Source organism: Aquabacter cavernae, from assembly GCF_003993795.1.
Classification (GTDB): Bacteria; Pseudomonadota; Alphaproteobacteria; order Rhizobiales; family Xanthobacteraceae; genus Aquabacter; species Aquabacter cavernae.
Genome location: NZ_RWKV01000017.1, coordinates 229,065 through 247,970, shown reverse-complemented (window position 1 = coordinate 247,970; position 18,906 = coordinate 229,065). Strand labels below are relative to the sequence as shown.

The 18,906-nt window shown below is 68.6% G+C and carries 18 protein-coding genes; 7 read left to right on the top strand and 11 right to left on the bottom strand.

The window, feature by feature from the left end; translation table 11 throughout:
- Positions 1 to 100: 100 nt before the first annotated feature.
- The 8 genes from EJJ38_RS19065 to EJJ38_RS19030 form a co-directional block, all read right to left on the bottom strand.
- Positions 101 to 1,705: a GMC family oxidoreductase gene (locus EJJ38_RS19065; RefSeq protein ID WP_127092020.1), complete on the bottom strand. Its 1,605-nt coding sequence runs from the start codon at positions 1,703 to 1,705 to the stop codon at positions 101 to 103.
- Entirely contained in the window at positions 1,705 to 3,897 is a 2,193-nt protein-coding gene (locus tag EJJ38_RS19060) for an alpha-ketoacid dehydrogenase subunit alpha/beta (protein ID WP_127092019.1), read from the bottom strand. Before EJJ38_RS19060 ends, EJJ38_RS19065 begins: the two co-directional genes overlap by 1 nt.
- Before the next feature lie 76 nt (positions 3,898 to 3,973).
- On the bottom strand, positions 3,974 to 4,741 hold the full coding sequence (locus EJJ38_RS19055; protein WP_127092018.1) for an SDR family NAD(P)-dependent oxidoreductase: 768 nt from the start codon (positions 4,739 to 4,741) through the stop codon (positions 3,974 to 3,976).
- The gene (locus EJJ38_RS19050; protein WP_127092017.1) at positions 4,741 to 5,535 is read right to left on the bottom strand and encodes a shikimate dehydrogenase family protein; all 795 of its coding nucleotides are present in this window, start codon (positions 5,533 to 5,535) and stop codon (positions 4,741 to 4,743) included. Before EJJ38_RS19050 ends, EJJ38_RS19055 begins: the two co-directional genes overlap by 1 nt.
- A 3-nt stretch (positions 5,536 to 5,538) precedes the next feature.
- Complete coding sequence (locus EJJ38_RS19045; RefSeq protein ID WP_127092016.1) at positions 5,539 to 6,243, bottom strand: ABC transporter ATP-binding protein; 705 nt, start codon at positions 6,241 to 6,243, stop codon at positions 5,539 to 5,541.
- On the bottom strand, positions 6,227 to 8,059 hold the full coding sequence (locus EJJ38_RS19040) for a branched-chain amino acid ABC transporter ATP-binding protein/permease (RefSeq protein WP_127092015.1): 1,833 nt from the start codon (positions 8,057 to 8,059) through the stop codon (positions 6,227 to 6,229). The genes EJJ38_RS19045 and EJJ38_RS19040 overlap by 17 nt, the downstream gene beginning before the upstream one ends.
- A gap of 4 nt (positions 8,060 to 8,063) precedes the next feature.
- A complete protein-coding gene (locus EJJ38_RS19035) occupies positions 8,064 to 8,936 on the bottom strand; it encodes a branched-chain amino acid ABC transporter permease (RefSeq protein WP_127092014.1) in 873 nt (290 codons plus the stop codon).
- A 139-nt stretch (positions 8,937 to 9,075) separates the two neighbouring features.
- Positions 9,076 to 10,302: an ABC transporter substrate-binding protein gene (locus tag EJJ38_RS19030; protein ID WP_127092013.1), complete on the bottom strand. Its 1,227-nt coding sequence runs from the start codon at positions 10,300 to 10,302 to the stop codon at positions 9,076 to 9,078.
- Positions 10,303 to 10,578: 276 nt separating this feature from the next.
- Here EJJ38_RS19030 and EJJ38_RS19025 point away from each other — a divergent pair, with 276 nt between their 5' ends.
- From EJJ38_RS19025 to EJJ38_RS19005, 5 genes are all read left to right on the top strand, one after another.
- Positions 10,579 to 11,583: an NAD(P)H-quinone oxidoreductase gene (locus tag EJJ38_RS19025; protein ID WP_127092012.1), complete on the top strand. Its 1,005-nt coding sequence runs from the start codon at positions 10,579 to 10,581 to the stop codon at positions 11,581 to 11,583.
- Complete coding sequence (locus tag EJJ38_RS19020) at positions 11,580 to 12,350, top strand: SDR family oxidoreductase (RefSeq protein WP_127092011.1); 771 nt, start codon at positions 11,580 to 11,582, stop codon at positions 12,348 to 12,350. Before EJJ38_RS19025 ends, EJJ38_RS19020 begins: the two co-directional genes overlap by 4 nt.
- Before the next feature lie 8 nt (positions 12,351 to 12,358).
- On the top strand, positions 12,359 to 13,099 hold the full coding sequence (locus EJJ38_RS19015) for an SDR family NAD(P)-dependent oxidoreductase (RefSeq protein WP_127092010.1): 741 nt from the start codon (positions 12,359 to 12,361) through the stop codon (positions 13,097 to 13,099).
- A gap of 76 nt (positions 13,100 to 13,175) precedes the next feature.
- A complete protein-coding gene (locus EJJ38_RS19010) occupies positions 13,176 to 13,916 on the top strand; it encodes a FadR/GntR family transcriptional regulator (RefSeq protein ID WP_164738582.1) in 741 nt (246 codons plus the stop codon).
- A gap of 94 nt (positions 13,917 to 14,010) precedes the next feature.
- Entirely contained in the window at positions 14,011 to 14,811 is an 801-nt protein-coding gene (locus EJJ38_RS19005; protein WP_245454332.1) for an SAM-dependent methyltransferase, read from the top strand.
- 150 nt (positions 14,812 to 14,961) lie between these two features.
- On the opposite strand, the gene EJJ38_RS19000 is transcribed toward EJJ38_RS19005, so the two are convergent.
- The 3 genes from EJJ38_RS19000 to ribA form a co-directional block, all read right to left on the bottom strand.
- The gene (locus EJJ38_RS19000; RefSeq protein ID WP_127092226.1) at positions 14,962 to 15,387 is read right to left on the bottom strand and encodes an acyl-CoA thioesterase; all 426 of its coding nucleotides are present in this window, start codon (positions 15,385 to 15,387) and stop codon (positions 14,962 to 14,964) included.
- A 59-nt stretch (positions 15,388 to 15,446) separates the two neighbouring features.
- Positions 15,447 to 16,208, bottom strand: coding sequence for an SDR family oxidoreductase (locus tag EJJ38_RS18995; protein ID WP_127092009.1), 762 nt, complete (start codon positions 16,206 to 16,208; stop codon positions 15,447 to 15,449).
- Between the two features lie 134 nt (positions 16,209 to 16,342).
- Positions 16,343 to 17,488, bottom strand: coding sequence for a GTP cyclohydrolase II RibA (gene ribA / locus EJJ38_RS18990; protein ID WP_127092008.1), 1,146 nt, complete (start codon positions 17,486 to 17,488; stop codon positions 16,343 to 16,345).
- Between the two features lie 195 nt (positions 17,489 to 17,683).
- Here ribA and EJJ38_RS18985 point away from each other — a divergent pair, with 195 nt between their 5' ends.
- Together EJJ38_RS18985 and EJJ38_RS18980 are read left to right on the top strand one after the other, a co-directional pair.
- Positions 17,684 to 18,391 (top strand): RibD family protein, encoded by a 708-nt coding sequence (locus tag EJJ38_RS18985; protein ID WP_245454330.1) that lies wholly within the window; start codon positions 17,684 to 17,686, stop codon positions 18,389 to 18,391.
- Positions 18,351 to 18,899 carry a cytochrome b gene (locus tag EJJ38_RS18980; RefSeq protein ID WP_127092006.1) on the top strand — a complete coding sequence of 183 codons (549 nt, stop codon included), beginning with the start codon at positions 18,351 to 18,353 and terminating at the stop codon, positions 18,897 to 18,899. Before EJJ38_RS18985 ends, EJJ38_RS18980 begins: the two co-directional genes overlap by 41 nt.
- Positions 18,900 to 18,906 lie beyond the last annotated feature (7 nt).

Below are 18,906 nucleotides of genomic sequence, written 5' to 3'. Positions count from 1 at the left end.
CGCCATCCCCAGCAGCGCGCTTTCAGATTCGATTATCCGAGGCGGAAGCGAAGGAAAAGTGAAAAACCTTGTGCGTCGCAGTGCGGCGGCGATTTCCGGTTCACCTTTTCGCGTCGGCGGCGATGAGGTCGGCGGCCTTTTCCGCGATCATCATCACCGCCGCCGCCGTGTTGGCGGAGACGAGCGTGGGCATGACGGAGGCGTCGGCGATGCGCAGGCCGTCCAGGCCCAGGAGGCGCAGGCGGGAATCCACCACGGCGGCGGGCCCCGCGCCCATGGCGCAGGTGCCCACCGGGTGATAGATGGTCTGGCCCGTGCGGCGGGCGAAATCCAGCCATTCGGGGTCGGTGTTCACCTCGGGGCCGGGATTCATCTCGAAGGCGCGATAAGGGTCCATGGCCGGCTGCTCGATGATGCGCCGGGCGATCCGCATGCCGCCCACCAGCGCGTCGCAATCCTCCTGCACCGCGAGGAAATTGGGACGGATGGCGGGGGGCGTGAGCGGGTCCGCGCTCTTGGCGTGGATGGAGCCCACCGACTGCGGCCGCAATTGCGTGACGCCGATGGTCATGCCGGGCAGGCGATCCAGCGCCCGGTCGGCGGCATTGGCGTAGCTGGCGTGCATGAAAAAATACTGCACGTCCGGCGTTTCCAGCTCCGGCCGGGTCTTCACGAAGCCGAAGGCGAGCCCGGTGCCCAGGGTCAGGATACCCCTGCGGGTCAGGTAATATTGCGCCACCGAGCGGGCGAGCCGCCAGCCGCGACTGGTCTCGTTGAGGGTGATGGGCTGGGACACCCGCCAGTTCATGCGCGTGGCGAAATGGTCCTGGTAATTGTTGCCCACGCCGGGAAGCGCATGGACGAGGCCGATGCCCGCCTTGGCCAGCACATCGGGATGGCCGATGCCCGACACTTCCAGCAGATGCGGCGACTGGACCGCGCCCGCCGCCAGGATCACCTCGGCGCGTGCTGAGACGGTCTCCTCCACGCCCGCGCGCCGGAAGCGCACGCCGGTGACGCGACGCCCCTCCAGAACGAGGCCGGTCGCCTGCGCGTGGGTGATCACCTTCAGGTTCGCCCGGCCCAAGGCGGGGCGCAGATAGGCGTCCGTCACGGTCCAGCGACGCCCGTTCTTCTGGTTCACCTGATAGTAGCCGACGCCTTCCTGATCGAGGCCGTTATAGTCCGGGTTCTGCGGCAGGCCCGCCTGCGTGCCGGCGGCGATGAAGGCTTCGGCGAGCACCGCCCGCTCGCCCACCCGCACGATGTTCATGGGGCCGGACGTGCCGCGCACGGCCGGGTCCGCATCGGGGGCCTGGAAGGTCTCCAGCTTCTTGAAATAGGGCAGCACGTCGTCGAACGACCAGCCCTTGGCGCCCATCTGCGCCCAGCCGTCGAAATCGCGCGGCTGGCCGCGCACATAGATCATGCCGTTGATGAGGGTGGAGCCGCCCAGCCCCTTGCCGCGCGGCACCACGATGGTGCGGTTGCCCGTGCCGTCTTCCGGCTCTGTGGAGAAGCGCCAGTTGAAGTCGCTGCCCGAGAGCAGCTTGGAGAAGCCGGCGGGGATGGGGATCCAGAAGCCGTCATCCCGGCCGCCCGCCTCCAGCAGCAGGACGGAGCGGCGCGGATCTTCGGAGAGGCGGGCGGCGAGGATGCAGCCGGCGGTGCCGCCGCCCACGATCACATGGTCGAACGTCTCCATCACTCGGCCGCCACGGTGATGGGGGTGCCTTTGGCGGCCATGGCCAAGGCGAGGCCCGCCATCACCTCTTCCGTCCCGGCGAAGGCGGCGCGCTCCAGCACCTTGGAGATGGTGGGCGAGGCCACCTTGCCGGACACGCGCTGCACCGGCTGGTCCAGCCAGTCCATGTAGCGGCGCTGGATCTCGTCGGCGAGCAGGATGCCGTAGGCGGTGGAGGAGGAGCCCTGCTCGCACACCACCACATTGTTGGTCTTCATGAGGGAGGCGCCGATGGTCTCCCAGTCCAGCGAGGCCCGGTCGAGGCTGCGCAGGTCGATGATCTCCGCGTCCACGCCCAGCCGCTCCACCGCCTCCAGGCAGCGATGGACCATGGCCGAATAGGTGAGGATGGTCAGCTCCCGCCCCGGTCGCGCCACCCGCGCCTTGCCCAGCGGGATGATGTAGTCGAGATCACCGGCCGGAATGGTGCCCTGGGTCTGGTAGAGGTCCACATGCTCGATGACGAGCACGGGATCGTTGCAGGCCAGCGCCGCATTCATGAGGCCCACATAGTCGAAGGGCGTGGAGGCGGCGACGATGCGCCAGCCGGGGGAGGTGGCGAACATGCCCGCCGGGTCCAGCGAATGCTGGGAGCCGTAGCCGGTGCCCATGGCGATCTTGGTGCGCAGCACGAGGGGCACGTCCACGTCCGCGCCGAACATGTGCCGCGCCTTGCCGATCTGGTTGAACACCTGGTCGGCGGCCACCCACATGAAGTCGGGATACATGAATTCCACGATGGGCCGGTAGCGCCCGTCCATGGCGATGCCGCCCGCCAGCCCCGCGAACGCCCCCTCGCTGATGGGCGTGCCGAACACCCGGCCGGGATAGGCGGCGGCAAGGCCGCGTGTCGCCCCGTTGGTGCCGCCCTTCAGCTTGTGGATGTCCTCGCCCATGATGACGAGGCGCTCGTCCGTCTCGAAGCGCCGGTGCAGCACGTCGGCGATGGCGTCCACGAACTTGCGCTCCACCAGCGGCCCGGCGAAGGCGTCCGCCTCGGCGGAATGCGCGCCGGACAGTTCGGAGAGATCGCCCCTGATGCCCTGGTCCACGAAGCCGGTGTCCGGCCACAGGCTCGGCTTGATGCGGCGGCGATTGTCCTGGGGCTCCACCAGCCGCGTGCCCACCTCGGTCATGAGCGCCTTGCAGCGCTCCGTCATGTCGTCGAACTGGCCCTGGGTCAGCAGCTTGCGCGCGATCATGGCGCGGGCGACGCGCATGATGGGATCGCGGGCGCGCCACGCGGCTTCCTCCTCCTTGGTGCGATAGCCGAAGGCGGAGCCGGGCAGCGGGCCGTTCTGGTGGAAATAGCGGTAGACCTCCGCCTCGATGACGGCGGGGCCCTGGCCGGAGCGCATCACGGCCAGCGCCTCCTGCGTGGCGAGGTGCACCGCCAGCGGGTCCATGCCGTCCACCCGCCAGGAGGGGATGCCGAAGGCGGGGCCGCGCCCGGAGAGGCGCGGGTCGCGGGTCGCCTCCTCCACGGTGGTGGCCACCGCATATCCGTTATTCTCGATGAAGAAGAGCAGCGGCAGGTTCCAGGCGGCGGCGAGGTTCATGGTCTCCAGAACCGCGCCGATATTCACCGCGCCGTCGCCGAAATAGGAGAGGGCCACGTCCCCCGTCCCGGCCAGCTTGTGGGCCATGGCCGCGCCCGCCGCCAAAGGCACGCCGCCGCCCACGATGGCATTGGTGCCGATGGCCCCCGCCTCGCCCCAGCGCAGATGCATGGACCCGCCGCGCCCATGGCCGAAGCCGGGCTCCAGGCCGCAGATCTCGGCCAGCGAGCGATAGAGCAGGGGCTCGATGGGGGCGGGGAAAGCGGCCTTCGGATCGAGGCCGGGCGCCACATAGGACAGGGCCTTGGCCAGGAACTGGTGGTGGCCGCGATGAGAGCCGTTCACATGGTCGCCCGGCCGCAGGCCGACGATGGAGCCCGCAGCTCCCCCTTCCTGGCCGATGGAGGAATGGGCCGGGCCGTGCACCAGCCCTTCGCCCGCAAATTCCAGCACCGTTTCCTCGAAGGCGCGGATCAGGCTCATCTGGGTGAGGAGGTCGCCCAGCAGCTTCGGGTCCGCCGCCGCCCAGTCCGCCTTGGTGGTGGAAAGCTGGATCCAGGGTGCCGCGGGTGAGAGTTCGGTCCGGTCCGCCATGTCTTCCTCCGGGCGCGGGGCGCCGTCTTTTTCTTGCGGGCGCAGGGCGCCCTTCACTGTTGCGAGCGCCGGGCGCTCAGACGTAGCCGTAGGCGGTCCAGCCGCCGTCGATGCCGAGCACATGGCCGGTAATGGCGGCGCTGCCGTCCTCCGCCAGGAACACGGCGGCGCGCGCCACCTCCTCCGGCGTGATGAGCCGGCCGATGGGGGTGCGGGCCTTGAGCCGGGCGGGATCGAGCCGCCCGCGCGCGATGAGGTCGGAGAGGAAGGGCGTTTCCACATAGCCGGGGGCCAGCGCATTCACGCGCACGCCGCTGGCGGCCCATTCCACCGCCAGCGCCTTGGCCATCATCACGACGCCAGCCTTGGAGACGCAGTAACCGAGCCGTTCCGGCGCGGCGAGGAGGCCGTAGAGCGAGGCCATCATGAGGATGACGCCGCTGCCCTGCGCCGTCATGCGCCGCCCCGCCTCCTGGGCGGTGAGGAAGACGCCCGTGCAATTCACGTCCATCACCCGCTGCCAGTCGGCATCGGTCACATCCAGCGTCGGCTGGTTCTGGGAGACGCCCGCATTGGCGAGCACGATGTCCAGCGAGCCCTCGGTGGCGATCACATCGTCATAGGCGCGCACGAGGTCGGCGCGGACGGTGACGCTGCCCTCCAGCGCGCGCGCGTCCGGAAGGGTCGCGGCGGCCGCCTCGGCGGCGGCGCGGTCCCGGTCGAACAGGATGATGCGGGCGCCTTCGTTCGCGAAGGCGCGGGCGATGGCGAGGCCGATGCCCGAGGCGCCCCCGGTGATGAGCGCGCTCTTGCCCGACAGGCGTCCCTGCGCGGCCGATGCCATCACCGGATCCCCAGGAAGTCGCACATGAGGGCCACCTGTTCCGCGAGCATGGGGCGGCCGGGATGGGTGCAGCAGCCGCGCGCCTTGGCGGCGGCGAGGATGGCGGTCTCCTCCGGTTGCATGATGATTTCGGCGACGATCTGGTCCGGCGTCAGGCGCTCCGCATCGAAGGGGAGGGCGTCGCCGTCCTTCAGGCCGAGCGAGGTGCCGTTCACCACCAGATGGTGGCCGGAGGGGTCGGGCGTGCCGATCTCCACGGGCAAAGCGGGGAAGGCGTCCGCCAGCCGGGCCTTGAGGTCATCCGCCTTGGCGCGGGTGCGGTTGGCGATGGTGAGGGACGAGACGCCCGCCCCGGCCAGCGCGAAGGCGATGGCGTTGGCCGCCCCGCCCGCTCCGGCGAGATAGGCCCGCATGCCGGACGTGTCGATGCCGTTCACCTGCAGCCCGCGCACGAAGCCCGCGCCGTCCAGCATCTCGCCCACGAGCCGCCCGTCCGCCTCGCGGCGCACGGCGTTCACGGCGCCGATGCGCCGGGCGCTGGGGCTCAGCTCGTCGCACAAGGCGGCGATGGCGGTCTTGTGGGGCACGGTGACGATGACGCCGCCCAGATTTTCCATGCGCCGGAGGCCGTCCACCACGCTCGCGAGGTTTTCGGGCTTCACATGCATGGGCACGAGCACGCCGTCATAGCCGCGCGCCTGGGCGGCGGCGTTCACCGCCTGGGGCGTGCGCACATGATGGATCGGGTCCGCGAGGATGCCGAACAGGCGGGTGGTGCCGGTGATCTCGGCCATGGTTCAGATTCCCAGATAGACGGTCTTCACATGGGGGTCGGCCAGCAGGCCCGGCCCGGTGTTTTCCAGCGCGATGTGGCCGTTCTCGATCACATAGGCGCGGTCGGCGATCTTGAGCGCGTGGAACGCCTTCTGCTCCACCAGGAGCACCGTGGTGCCCATCTTGCAGATGCGGTCCACCACATCGAACATCTGCTGCACGATGAGCGGGGCGAGGCCGAGGGAGGGTTCGTCCAGCATGAGCAGCTTGGGGCGGGCCATGAGGCCGCGGGCGATGGCCACCATCTGCTGCTCGCCGCCGGAGAGGGAGCCCGCGAGCTGGGTCAGGCGCTCGCGCACCCTGGGGAAGATGTCCAGCACCTCTTCCAGGCGCTGGGCGGAGCCCTCGCGCACATTGGCGTGGTAGCAGCCCATCAGCACATTGTCCTTCACGGTCATGACCGGGAAGAGCTGGCGTGCCTCAGGCACCATGATGAGGCCGCGCCCCACGATATCGGCGGGCGCCATGCGGTCGATGCGCTCGCCATTGAAGGTGATGGTGCCCGACTTCGGCTTCACGAGGCCCGATATGGCCCGCAGCAGCGTGGTCTTGCCCGCGCCGTTGGCGCCGATGATGGTCACCACCTCGCCCTGGCCCACCTGGATGGAGATGTCCTGGAGGATGACGGTCTGGCCGTATCCGGCGGTGACGTCAGAGACCTTGAGCATCGACGAAGTCCTCTCCGAGATAAGCCTCGATGACCCGGCGCTGGCGGACCACCTCCTGCGGCGCGCCCTCGGCGATCACCTTGCCGGAATCGATCACGATGATCCGGTCGGACAGGCTCATGATGGCCTGCATGTTGTGCTCGATGGCGATCACCGAGACGCCGGTGTCGCGGATGGCGCGGATGAGCTGCACCATCCTCACGGTGTCCGCCTGGCTCTGGCCCGCCATCACCTCGTCCAGCAGCAGGATGGAGGGCTCGGTGGCCAGCGTGCGGGCCACTTCCAGGCGTTTCAGGCCGCCGATGGGGAGCGTCGCGGCCTCCACGTCCTTCACGTCCTCCAGCCCCACCAGGCGGGCGACGCGCAGCGCCGAGGCGCGGGCATTCTCCACCGAATGGTGGCGCAGGAAGGCGCCGATCATGATGTTCTCCAGCACCGTCAGCTTGCCGAACGGCTGGACGATCTGGAACGTGCGGCCGACGCCGAGGCGCGCGAAGCCGTCCGGTGTCGTGGGCTGGTGGCGGGTGCCCGCCGCGTCGATCACGTCCACGGTGCCGGCGTCCTGCTTCAGGAAGCCGGAGAGCTGGTTGAAGACCGTGGTCTTGCCCGCCCCGTTGGGGCCGATGACGCCCAATATCTCGCCGCGCTTGAGGGTGAGGGACACGTTGTCGGTGGCCGTGAGGCCGCCGAAGCGCTTCACGAGGTCCTTCGCCACCAGGATCGGCTCGCCGCGCGTGCCGCCCACCTCGGCGAGGGCCGGGGCGGCCACGGGCTCGGACTGCGCGCCGCCGGGCAAGGCGTCGATCCAGCGTGTGACGCGGCGGCCGAACGTGCCCACGAGGCCGCCGGGCAAGGTGAGGGTGATGAGCACCAGCACCGAGCCGTAGACGAAGCCGTGCAGGCCGTTGGCGGAGGCACCCAGCCAGCCGCGCGCCAGTTCCGCCAGCGGCACCACCAGCACCGTGCCCAGAAGCGGTCCCATGACCGTGCCGAGCCCGCCGATGAGGGCGAACATGGCGATCTCCACCGAGGTGGCGAGGGAGAACATGGTCGCCGGTTCGAGGAAGGTCAGGTACATGGCGTGGAACGCGCCCACCAGCGCGGTGAGGGCACCGGAGATGGCGATGGCGATGAGCTTCACGCTGGTGTCGTTGATGCCCGCCGCCTGGGCCGCGCTGTCGCGCTCGCGCACGGCGGTCAGGTAATAGCCCAGGCGCGAGGAGCGCACCGCCCACGACACCACCATGGTCAGGCACAGAAGCCCGAAGGCGATGTAGAGGTAATTGACCTTCTCGCGGAAGATCATCCAGGTCCAGCCGAGGTTCAGCGGCACGATGAGGCCCGCCGAGCCGCCGGTCACCCCGTTGAAATGGATGGCCAGCAGCCGCACCACTTCCAGGAAGGCGATGGTGGCCAGCGAGAAGAAAGGCCCGCGCAGCCGGAAGCAGGGATAGCCGATGCCGATGCCCACCAGCGCCGCCAGCGCCGCGCCGAGGATCATGCCGATCCAGGGCGTGAGGCCGAAATGGGCGATGAGCAGCGCCGTGGTGTAGCCGCCGACGCCGTAGAAGACAGTGTGGCCCAGCGAGAGCTGGCCCGCATAGCCGCCGACGATGTTCCAGGCGGTGGCGAGGGCGGCGAACACGCAGATGGTCACGAAGACGTGGACCATGAAGGTGGAGCCGGACGCCAGCGGAATGGCGAGCAGCAGCGCCAGCAGGATCACCGTGCAATAGAGCCGCGGATGGGTGAGGCGGGCGAGGAAGCCGGGGCGGCGCGTGGCCGCGACGGGAGCCGGATTGGCTTTTGCGGTCATGGACTTACTCCGTGCCACGGCCGAGGCCGAACAGGCCCGTTGGCTTGAAGATCAGGATGGCGATGAAGATCGCGAAATAGACCACTTCCTTCAGGTCGGGCGCGATGTAGTAGCCCGAGAGGCTGTCCACGAGGCCGATGATCATGGCGCCGAAGAAGGCGCCGTACATGGAGCGCATGCCGCCCAGCACCACCACCACGAAGGCGGTGAGCACGAAATAGGTGCCAATGGTGGGCGACACCGGGTAGAGCGGCATCACCAGCGCGCTGGCAAGGCCCACGCACGCCGCGCCGATGCCGAAGGAAATGACGTAGATGCGGTCCACCCGCACGCCCATGAGGAGGGCGGCGGTGCGGTTCTGGGCGGTGGCGCGGATGGCGCGGCCGAGCGGGGTGGACTGCATGAACAGATGCAGGCCGCTCACCAGCGCCAGGGCGCAGACGAACATGACGATCTGCCCGATCACCAGCGAATAGCCGCCCACCATGACCGAGCGCTGCACCGTGGAGGGCGGCACCGAATAGAGGTCCGCGCCGAACACCAGGAGCGCGAGGTTCACCAGCGCCGTGGAGAGGCCCACCGTGGCGAAGATCTGGATATGCTCGTCGGCGGAGAGCAGCGGCTGGATGATGAAGCGCTGCACCAGCGCGCCCATGGCGAACAGCAGCAGCACGATGGGCACCACCGAGGCATAGGGGTGCAGGCCGAACTTGGCGGCCAGGAGGTAGGCGGCATACATGCCCACCATCAGGAATTCGCCATGGGCGAAGTTCACCACGCGGACGATGCCGAAGATCATGGTGAGCCCGACGCTGATGATCGCGTACATGCTTCCCAGAAGGATGCCGTTGATCAGGAGCTGGATGAAGACGTCCATCGCGCTGTGATTCCGTGCGGACTGTGAGGTCTGGGCCGCGCCGTCTCGGCGGGCCGGGAGCGGACAAGGCTCAGGCGTCCGGCCGCCGCGCGCGGCGGCCGGGATGTGCGCAAAGCCGTGTCCGGTCTTGGGTGGAGCGTCAGTTCGTGCCGACGCCGGTCTTCATCTTCGCGACCGCCGCGTCCGGCGGGAACACGGTGACGAGTTCTCCGCCCTGCCACTGCATCAGGAAGGGGACCGCGCGGGTGTTCTGGCCCTGCTCGGAGAACTTGGCACCCCAGCCGGTGGGGGTGGCGCCCACGGGGATGTCCACCTTCATGACCTCGGCGCGGATGGTGTCGGCCTTCAGGTCCTTGGCGGCGGCGATGGCGTCGAAGAAGACGCGGGCGCCCATGTAATTGGCGAGGCTGTGGCCCGAGCGCGGCTCGGAATTATACTTCGCCTTGTACTTCTTCAGGAAGTCTTCCATGCCCGGCGCGACCTTGGGATTGGTCTTGTACTGGGTGAAGTCCACGTCCAGCGCGCCTTCCATATTCTCCGGGCCCACCGCCAGCATGGTGTCGCGCAGCGAGTAGCCGCCGCCCGCGCCGATGATGGCCTTGGGCTTGAAGCCCTGGTCCTTCATCTGCCGGAAGAACAGCACGGTGTCGTTCTGGTAGGAGGTCTGGAGGATGACGTCCACGCCCGCGCTCTTGAGGCGCAGGACCACGGGGGTCAGGTCCACGGACTTGGCCGAGTAGGGCAGCACTTCCGCCACGTTCAGCTTCTTCTCGGCCGCCCGGGCCTTCTGGTAGCCCGCCATGGTCTGACCGTAGAGGGAATCTTCATAGATGATGCCGACCTTCAGCTCCTCGGGCTTCTTGCCCAACGCCGGGGCGATGGCATTGGGGATGGCATCCACCATCTGCACCGAGAAGTCCTTCGCCGTGGCGTTGGACCGGAAGACGTACTTGAACCCGCGCTCGGTGATGGGATCGGAGACCGCGCCCAGCTCGAAATAGGGAATGCCGGCCAGCTCGGCCACCTGGGTGGCGGCAAGCGAGAGCGAGGACGAATAGGTGCCGAAAATGACCGAGACATTTTCCACCGAGGTGAGGCGCCGCGCCTCGCCCACCGCCTGATTGGGATCGACCGCGTCGCCCTTCACCAGGGTGATCTGCTTGCCGTTGATGCCGCCCGCCGCGTTGCGCTCCTCGGCGGCGATCTCAAGGCCGCGGAAGCTCTCGTCGCCCAGCAGCGCGAGGCCGCCGGAGAAGGGATAGAGCGCGCCGAATTTCAGGGTCTGCTGTGCGGCGGCGGGGCCCGCCATCTGGGCAGCGCCCAGCATGAACGCGGCGGCAAACGCCGCTTGTGCGACCTTCCTCATTGTTTCCTCCCATTGGTACCGTTGACCGGTGTCCGTGCCACCCTGGCGGGCAGTCTTGGGGCGGATAATGCAGATGACCAAGTTGCCTGACAAGTAGAAAATCGCTAACGTTCCCCCATCGCCAAACCTGTCCGGCGGGCGCTGCGGCGCGGCCGGGAGGGAATAAGACAAAAGGGAAGAAACGCCTCGCCCGCCGGTCCGTGCCCGCCTTCAGCGGAGCCGGAAGCGTGTGCGCGGGCGCGGGTCTTGCCTTGGACAATGAGGAGGACCGACGCCATGCCATCCCTTCCCGAAACCATGCGCCAAATTGTGTTCGCCGGCAGCGGCGGTCCCGATGTGATCGGTTGGGAGACCGCTCCCGTCCCCCGTCCGGGTCCCGGCCAGGTGCTGGTGGAAGTGGTGGCGGCCGGCGTGAACCGGCCCGATTGCCTCCAGCGCGCGGGCGGCTATCCCCCGCCGCCCGGCGCCACGGCGGTGCCGGGCCTGGAGATTGCGGGCCGCGTGGTGGCCTTGGGCGAGGGCGTCACCAGCCCGGCCCTGGGCGACGAAGTCTGCGCGTTGGTGATCAGCGGCGGCTATGCGGATTATTGCGTGGCGGAGGCCCCGCTCTGCCTGCCCATTCCCAAGCCCCTGTCGCTGCTGGAGGCGGCGGGCCTGCCGGAGAATTACTTCACCGTCTATGACAACGTCTTCACCCGCGGGCGGCTCGCCAAGGGGGAGACCATTCTGGTGCATGGCGGGTCGAGCGGCATCGGCTCCACCGCCATCCAGCTTGCCCACCATGCGGGCGCGCGGGTCATCGCCACGGCGGGCTCGGACGAGAAATGCGCCTTCTGCACGGAATTGGGCGCGGACGAGGCCATCAATTACCGCGCCGCCGATTTCGTGGAGGAGGTGAAGCGCCTCACGGACGGGCGGGGCGCGGACGTGATCCTCGACATGGTGGGCGGCCCCTATGTCCAGCGCAATCTCGCCTGCCTCGCCTTCGAGGGGCGCCTTGTGCAGATCGCCTTCCTCCAGCCGAGCCGGGTGGATGTCGACCTTCTCCCCGTCATGCTGCGGCGCCTCACCTTCACCGGCTCCACGCTGCGGCCCCGCTCCGTGGCCCTGAAGGCGGCCATCGCCGACCATCTGCGCCGCGATGTGTGGCCGCTGCTGGAGGCGGGGACCATCCGCCCGGTCATCCACGCCACCTTCCCCCTGGAAGAGGCGCGCGCCGCCCATGAGTTGATGGAATCCTCGGCCCATTCCGGAAAGATCATGCTGGAGACCGGCAAATGAGCAGCCATGCGGGACATGTGGCCTTCGTCACCGGCGCGGGGCGGGGCATCGGGCGCGCCATGGCGGACGCCCATGCGGATGCGGGCGCGGCGGTGGCCTATGTGGACCATGACCTCAATCTGGCGCGGGAGGCGGCGGACGCGGCCTCCGCGCGCGGTGCGCGGGCTGTGGGCCTCATGGCGGATGTGGCCGATTTCGCGGCCCTGGAGCGCGCGGTGGAAGTGGCGCGGGTCGCGCTCGGCCCCATCGACATTCTCGTGAGCAATGCGGGCATCTCCCCCAAGAGCGGGGCGGACGGGCGGCGCGCCGACACCTTCGCCATGGACCCGGACGAGTGGCGGCGGGTCATCGACGTGAACCTCACCGGCACGTTCAACTGCGTGCGGCTGGTTGCCCCCGGTATGGTGGCGCTGAAGCGCGGGCGCATCGTGTCCACCTCCTCGGTGGCGGGGCGCACCTTCTGCGACATTGTCGGCGTGCATTATGCGGCGTCCAAGGCGGGGCTCATCGGCCTCACCAAGCATCTGGCGGGGGAGCTTGGCCCCCACGGCATCACCGTGAACGCCCTCGCGCCGGGGCGCATCGACACGCCGCTCATGCGCGGCACGGCCTCGGAGGCCAACGAGGCCGCGCGTCTCGCCACGCCGCTGCGCCGCCTGGGCACGCCGGAGGATGTGGCGGGCACCTGCCTGTTCCTCACCTCCCGCGAGGCCGCCTTCGTCACCGGCCAGGTGGTGGATGTGGCCGGCGGCTGGCTGATGACGTGAGGCGCGCCATGTTCGACTTTTCCGGCCGCACCCTGTTCCTCACCGGCGCGAATGGCGGCATCTCGCGCGCCATCGCCCGCATCTTCTTCGATCTCGGCGCCAATTGCGTGCTCACCGACATCGATCTCGCCGGGGTGAGCACCTTCGCTCGGGAATTGGACCCTTCCGGCACTCGCACCCTGGCCCTGCGCCAGGATGCGGCCAGCGCCGCCGATGCGGACGCGGCGCTCAGCGCCGCACAGGCGCGGTTCGGGGCGGTCCATGCCCTCGTCACCTCCGCCGGGCTCTATCGCGAGCGGCTGGTGGCTGACATGGACGACGCCCATTGGCGCAGCGGCATCGGGGTCAATCTGGACGGCGTTTTCTACACCTGCCGCGCGGCCATTCCCCATATGGCGCAGGGCAGCGCGGTGGTGAATGTGGCCTCCATGGCCGGGCATCGCGGCAGCTACAGCCATGCGGATTATGCGGCGGCGAAAAGCGGGGTGCTCGGCTTCTCCCGCTCGCTCGCCATCGAGCTTGCCCCCAAGGTGCGGGTGAATGCGGTCTCTCCGGGCCTCATCGACACGCCCATGGTACAGGCCCTCATGCGGACGAAGGGCGAGGTGCTGCTGGACATGACGCCCATGAAACGGCTCGGCACCAGCGAGGAGGTGGGCCGCGTGGTGGCCTTCCTGTGCTCCGATTGGGCGGGGTTCGTGACGGGCGAGACCATCCATGTGAATGGTGGCCTGTATATTGCCAGCTAGAGTCTGACTGATTGATAGAAGCGATTCACGGCCGAACGGGTGTTTAAGGGGTTCGGCGCAGCAAGGATTGAGGAGAATGGCGCGACGCGCGGGAAACGGAACCGGTCTGGCACAGGACGTGATCGGTCGCGGCCCTTCGCTGGCGGAGGTGGTCGCGCAGCGCCTGCGCGAGGAAATCGCGTCCCAGCGCCTGAAGCCGGGCGAGAAGCTGCCCACCGAGGTGCAGCTCTCGGAGACCTTCGGCGTGAGCCGTCCCATCGTGCGCGAGGCCGTCGGCCGCCTGAAGCATGACGGGCTGGTGCATAGCCGCCAGGGCGCGGGCGCCTTCGTGGCGGAGCCGGGCGCCGTCTCCACCTTCCGGCTGGATATCGCGGATTTCTCCAACAAGGACGAGATCCGCAACATCGTGGAACTGCTCATGGCGGTGGAGGCCAATGCCACCGCCCATGCGGCGGTGCGCCGGACGGACGCGGACCTCGCCCATATCCAGGCCCAGCTCGACGCCATGCAGGAGGCCATCGAGCGCGGCGAGCCGGGGGTGGACGAGGATGTGGCCTTTCACCGGGCCATCGTGGAGGCCACGAAGAACCCCTTCTTCCGCGACCTATCGGACTTCCTGGACCGGCGCGTGCGCAGCTTCATCCGCACCGCCCGCTCCAATTCCGCGCGGCTCCACGGCCTGACCGAGGCGGTGCAGCAGGAGCACCAGGCCATTTTCGAGGCTATCAGCCGGGGCCACGCCGCCGACGCCCGCGCGGCGGCCGAAGCCCATCTGAAGAACGCCGCCGCCCGCCTCGCGCTCTATCTGCACCCGTGAGGGGGGTGCTCTTCTGAGGGATCTGCGTCCATCCGGTTCTCGCCTGTCATCTTCAGGCCGGCCGCGACGAGAACCTGCATGCCGTCCGGCAAAGATGTATATGGGGGCCTGTCAGTGCATCTCTTTGCACATGAAGGGGTTTCCTGCTGTGGACATTCCGCGGATTTTCAACGTTACCGAAAGCGCCCACCGAATCCATAACCCCTTCACGCCGGACAAGTTCGCCACGCTCGGGGAGGCGTTGCGCCTGGAGGCCGGAACCTCCGTGCTCGATCTCGGCAGCGGTTCGGGCGAGATGCTGTGCACATGGGCACGCGATCACGGGATCGTCGGCACCGGCATCGATATGAGCCGGCTGTTCAGCGAACAGGCGAAGCACCGCGCGGAAGAGCTCGGTGTCGCCGATCGTGTCACCTTCATTCATGCAAACGCTGCCGGGCATGTGGCCGACGAAAAGGTCGATGTGGCCGCCTGTGTGGGCGCCACATGGATCGGCGGGGGCGTTGCGGGCACCATCGCGCTTCTGGCGAAAAGCCTTCGCCCCGGCGGAATCATCCTCGTCGGAGAGCCCTACTGGCGTGTGTGGCCGACCGAAGAGATCGCGAGGGGATGCGGGGCCGGTGCGGTGGCGGATTTCCTGGCACTGCCCGACCTGATCGCGTCTTTCGGCAAGCTTGATTACGACGTGGTGGAAATGGTGCTGGCGAACCAGGATGGTTGGGACCGCTACGAGGCGGCCAAATGGTTCACCATGCGCCGATGGCTGGACGCCAATCCCGACGACGATTTCGCGGCGGAGGTCCGCGCCAAGCTGACCTCCGAGCCCTGGCGCTACGCCACCTATACGCGGGACTATCTGGGCTGGGGCGTGTTCGCGCTCATGGCCCGCGCTTAGCGCATTTCCGGCGAACTCCGGTTCGCCGGAAATGCTCTAAGGTTTTGTTTCTACGCATTTTCTTCACGCGAACCGGAGGCCACTTCGCTCGAAAATGCTCGGGAGTCCGATCCGCTGAGGTCGGACGGGGCTCCAAGCTGGCGCCGGGCTTCAGCCTTCCGGCGTCATGAAGCTGCGCAGGCGGGCTGCGGCGGCATCCGACAGGGGGCGGGAGCGGCGGGTGGTGGTGTCCACCATCACGATCACCGTCTCGCCATTGGCCACGCGCTTGCCGTTCTGGAAGATCACCTGCTCCATGCGCATGGAGCTGCGCCCCACTTCCAGCACCCGGCTGCCGATCCATACGTCGCCGGGCCAATGGACCTCGGCGCGATAGTCCAGCAGCAGCCGGGCGAGCACGAAGGCCGTGCCCGGCTCCACGATGGGCTCCTCGGGATCATAGAGAAGGGCGGTGCGGCCGGTTTCCAGGAAGGTGGCGAACACCGCATTGTTCACATGGCCCTGCCGGTCCGTGTCCGAATAGCGCAGCTTGTCATGGGTGCGGATGGGGAAGTCTTCCAGGGCAAGGTCGCGCATCTTCACTTGTATCTCCGGTTCACTTGGGTCTCCGGCAGGGAGTGTGCGGGGCGGGCGGGTCAGCCGCGCCCGACGAAGGGCATCTTGGTGGCCATCACCGTCATGAACTGGACGTTGGCCTCCAAAGGCAGGCCCGCCATGTAGACCACGGCGTCGGCCACATGCTTGGCGTCCATCACCGGCTCGGCCTTCAGGGTGAGATCGGCCTGGGGCACGCCGGACTTCATGCGCTGGGTCATCTCGGTCTCGGCATTGCCGATGTCGATCTGGCCGCAGGCGATGTCATAGGCGCGCCCGTCCAGGGAGGTGGACTTGGTGAGGCCGGTGACGGCGTGCTTGGTGGAGGTGTAAGGCGCCGAATAGGGGCGCGGGGCGGTGGCGGAGATGGAGCCGTTATTGATGATGCGCCCGCCGCGCGGCGACTGGTCCTTCATGAGGCGCATGGCCGCCTGGGTGCACAGGAACGGGCCGGTGAGGTTGGTGTCCACCACCTTGCGCCATTCCTCATAGCTCAGCTCATACATGGGCACGGGGCGCGCGCCGGTGCCGGCATTGTTGAACAGCACGTCGAGGCGGCCGAACACGTCCTTCACGCGGTCGAACAGGGCCTGGACCGAGGCGGGGTCGGTGACGTCGGTGGGCACGCAGAGGAAAGTGGCTCCGGGGCGCCGGTCGGCTGTGTCCTGCAGCGCGTCGGGGCGTCGCCCGGCCAGCACAACCGCATAGCCCGCCTCCGACAGGCCGAGCGCCACCGCGCGGCCCACTCCGCTTCCGGCCCCGGTGACGAGGGCGATCTTCTGCTGAGGCGCATCCTGGCTCATGGCGTCTTCTCCGGCGTGTTGTTCTTTCGCGGGCGATGGCCTCGCCCGTGATCACGCTCTAGCTCAGAAGACGGGATTTGAGAACGCCGGGACGGGCGGGCACGTGCGGAATGCCCCGCGCCCGCTGCATGCGGCTATTCGGAGATGCGGGCGGCCAGGGCGTCGAAGTCGATATGGTGGCCCGCCCGGTCGCGCTTGGCGGCGAGGTAGCGCACATTCTCCTGGGTGGGGCGGCCCAGAACCCTGGCTTCCGCCGCCACCGTGAGGCCGGCGGCCTTCAGGGCGGCGATCTTCTCGGGATTGTTGGTGTGCAGTTCCACCTTCTCCACCCCCAGCATGCGCAGCATCTGGGCGGCGAAATCGAAGCGGCGCTGGTCGAGGCCGAAGCCCAGCACCTCGTCCGCGTCATAGGTGTCCATCCCCTCGGACTGGAGCTTGTAGGCGCGCATCTTGTTGGCGATGCCGTTGCCCCGGCCTTCCTGGTCCAGATAGAGCAGGATACCGCCCGCGCCCGCCGCCATGCGGGCGACGGTGTCGCGGAGCTGGTCGCCGCAATCGCATTTCAGCGAGCCGAACAGGTCGCCGGTGAGGCAGGCGGAATGCAGGCGCACGGGCACCGGCCGCGAGAGGTCCGGAGTACCCACCACCACCGCCACCTGGTCGCGCAGGCCCTCGCCGCCGCGGAACACCACGAATTCGGTCTTCGGCGCGCCGTCCAGGGGAACCGGCGCGCGGCCGACGATGCGCAGGGAGCGCGCCTGCCGCCCGCGATGGGCCAGCACGTCGCACAGCGAGACGCGCAGCGCGTCCGAGGGCGGCGTGCCCGTTTCCACCGGCGCCACCACGGCGGCGGGCAGGACCAGCGCGAGACGCAGAAGCTCAAGCGCCCCCGCATCCAGGGGCTCGGCGCCCGAGACGGGCGCATCGATGCGGGCATCCACCTGCAGCGCCAGCGTCTCCACCCGCGCGGGCGCGATTCCGGGCAGCGCGATGGTACCCGGCTGGGTGCGGGGCAGGCCGAGATGGGTGAGGCGCGGGGCGGGCAAGGCGAGGCGGGCGCGCAGCGGGGCGACGGCGGCAAGGCGCGCGGCGCTCTCCGTGTCGATGGCCTCCGCGCCCAGGACGAGGGCGCGCGCCTCCCCGTGCTCCAGCAGCACGGCCCGGCCCGAACGCAATTCCGCCATCGCCCGCTCCACCGCGACGTGACCTGCACGTTCCTCGGGGCTCAGGGGCTGCGGGCTCAGGGCTTGGCTGGAAACTGCAGGACGCTCAGAAGACATGCGAACCTCTTGACCAGTCGCTACATGTGCCGTTCCACGGTCGGTTTCAAGACGCTCTCCACCTTGTGACAGGTCTTCCGGCGGGCAAAGAGCGAAATTAGACTGAAACCTCCAACCTTGCATTGCGTTCCCGCAAGCGTCGAGCCAGACCCGTGCATCATGGACCATGACGCATCTTACGCACCAGCGGCAGGCTTGGATCTCTCCGCTCGCTCGCTCGTGATCGGCCAGCTCGGCCAGTCGCTGGACGGGCGGGTGGCGACGCTGTCGGGCGAGTCGAAATATATCAGCGGCTCCTGCGCCCTGGACCATCTGCATCGCCTGCGCGCGGCGGTGGACGCGGTGCTGGTGGGGGTGGGGACCGTGGTCGCGGATGACCCGCTCCTGACGGTGCGCCGGGTGGAGGGCCGCAGCCCGGCCCGCGTGGTGATCGACCCCTCCGGCCGCGTGGACCCTGACGCCCGGTGCCTCGCCGATGACGGGGCGCGGCGCTTCGTGGTGCGCACCCCGGCGGCGGGAAGCACCCTCCCGCCAGGCGTGGAAGTCCTCGTCGTGTGCCCGGACGCACAGGGGCGGATCGCGCCCCGGGCGATCCTCTCGGCCCTTGCGGCGGCCGGGTTATCGCGCATTCTGGTGGAGGGCGGCCCGGCGACGCTCGCCGCCTTTATCGAAGCCGGCCTGCTGGACCGGCTGCATGTGGTGGTGTCGCCGGTTATCCTGGGGTCGGGCCGAACCGGGCTCGATCTCACTCCCATTGCCGGGCTGGGCGACGCTCTGCGCCCGCCCGCTTGCGTCACTTTGTTCCCGGACGGCGACGTTCTATTCGACTGTGACATGCGCCACGGGGCGCGGGAGGAAAGCCATGCTCGACAGCGCGAGGATTCATTATTCGGTGCCGGCTAGGTGGATCCACTGGATCACCGCGCTCTGCGTCCTGCTGGTCATTCCCTTCGGTTTCGTGATGATGCGCCTGCCCTCCGGGCCGGGGCAGGACCAATTGTTCGACCTTCACCGTTCCATCGGCTTCACCATTCTGTGCCTCGCCGTCCTGCGGGTGGCGGTAAGGGTGGCCTATGGGGCGCCGCCGCCCGCGCCGGGCCTTGCCCCCTGGCAGCGCATCCTGTCGACGGCGGTGCACCACCTGCTCTATGTGCTCATTTTCCTCATGCCGCTTCTGGGCTGGGGCGCCTCCTCGGCGTTCGGGGCGAAGGTGAGCGTGTTCGGCCTCTTCACCTTGCCGGATCTGGTGGCGAAGAATGAGCACCTGTCGGATCTATTGGGGCAGGCCCATGGGCTTCTGGGCTTCGTCATGACCGGGCTGGTGCTGCTTCACATTGGCGGGGCGCTCATGCATGCGCTGAAGGGGGACGGGGTGCTCTCCCGCATGCTCCCGGCTTCGTTTCGACGCTGAGGCCCGG

What these genes read in the sequence shown, in the direction of transcription:
- EJJ38_RS19010 (WP_164738582.1), top strand. Translation starts at nt 13,176, where the DNA reads ATGGCGCGACGCGCGGGAAACGGAACCGGTCTGGCACAGGACGTGATC.
- EJJ38_RS19000 (WP_127092226.1), bottom strand. Translation starts at nt 15,387, where the DNA reads ATGCGCGACCTTGCCCTGGAAGACTTCCCCATCCGCACCCATGACAAG.
- EJJ38_RS19065 (WP_127092020.1), bottom strand. Translation starts at nt 1,705, where the DNA reads ATGGAGACGTTCGACCATGTGATCGTGGGCGGCGGCACCGCCGGCTGC.
- EJJ38_RS19040 (WP_127092015.1), bottom strand. Translation starts at nt 8,059, where the DNA reads ATGACCGCAAAAGCCAATCCGGCTCCCGTCGCGGCCACGCGCCGCCCC.
- EJJ38_RS19060 (WP_127092019.1), bottom strand. Translation starts at nt 3,897, where the DNA reads ATGGCGGACCGGACCGAACTCTCACCCGCGGCACCCTGGATCCAGCTT.
- EJJ38_RS19045 (WP_127092016.1), bottom strand. Translation starts at nt 6,243, where the DNA reads ATGCTCAAGGTCTCTGACGTCACCGCCGGATACGGCCAGACCGTCATC.
- EJJ38_RS19015 (WP_127092010.1), top strand. Translation starts at nt 12,359, where the DNA reads ATGTTCGACTTTTCCGGCCGCACCCTGTTCCTCACCGGCGCGAATGGC.
- EJJ38_RS19050 (WP_127092017.1), bottom strand. Translation starts at nt 5,535, where the DNA reads ATGGCCGAGATCACCGGCACCACCCGCCTGTTCGGCATCCTCGCGGAC.
- EJJ38_RS19025 (WP_127092012.1), top strand. Translation starts at nt 10,579, where the DNA reads ATGCCATCCCTTCCCGAAACCATGCGCCAAATTGTGTTCGCCGGCAGC.
- EJJ38_RS18980 (WP_127092006.1), top strand. Translation starts at nt 18,351, where the DNA reads ATGCTCGACAGCGCGAGGATTCATTATTCGGTGCCGGCTAGGTGGATC.
- EJJ38_RS19020 (WP_127092011.1), top strand. Translation starts at nt 11,580, where the DNA reads ATGAGCAGCCATGCGGGACATGTGGCCTTCGTCACCGGCGCGGGGCGG.
- EJJ38_RS18995 (WP_127092009.1), bottom strand. Translation starts at nt 16,208, where the DNA reads ATGAGCCAGGATGCGCCTCAGCAGAAGATCGCCCTCGTCACCGGGGCC.
- EJJ38_RS19035 (WP_127092014.1), bottom strand. Translation starts at nt 8,936, where the DNA reads ATGGACGTCTTCATCCAGCTCCTGATCAACGGCATCCTTCTGGGAAGC.
- EJJ38_RS19005 (WP_245454332.1), top strand. Translation starts at nt 14,011, where the DNA reads ATGTATATGGGGGCCTGTCAGTGCATCTCTTTGCACATGAAGGGGTTT.
- ribA (WP_127092008.1), bottom strand. Translation starts at nt 17,488, where the DNA reads ATGTCTTCTGAGCGTCCTGCAGTTTCCAGCCAAGCCCTGAGCCCGCAG.
- EJJ38_RS19030 (WP_127092013.1), bottom strand. Translation starts at nt 10,302, where the DNA reads ATGAGGAAGGTCGCACAAGCGGCGTTTGCCGCCGCGTTCATGCTGGGC.
- EJJ38_RS19055 (WP_127092018.1), bottom strand. Translation starts at nt 4,741, where the DNA reads ATGGCATCGGCCGCGCAGGGACGCCTGTCGGGCAAGAGCGCGCTCATC.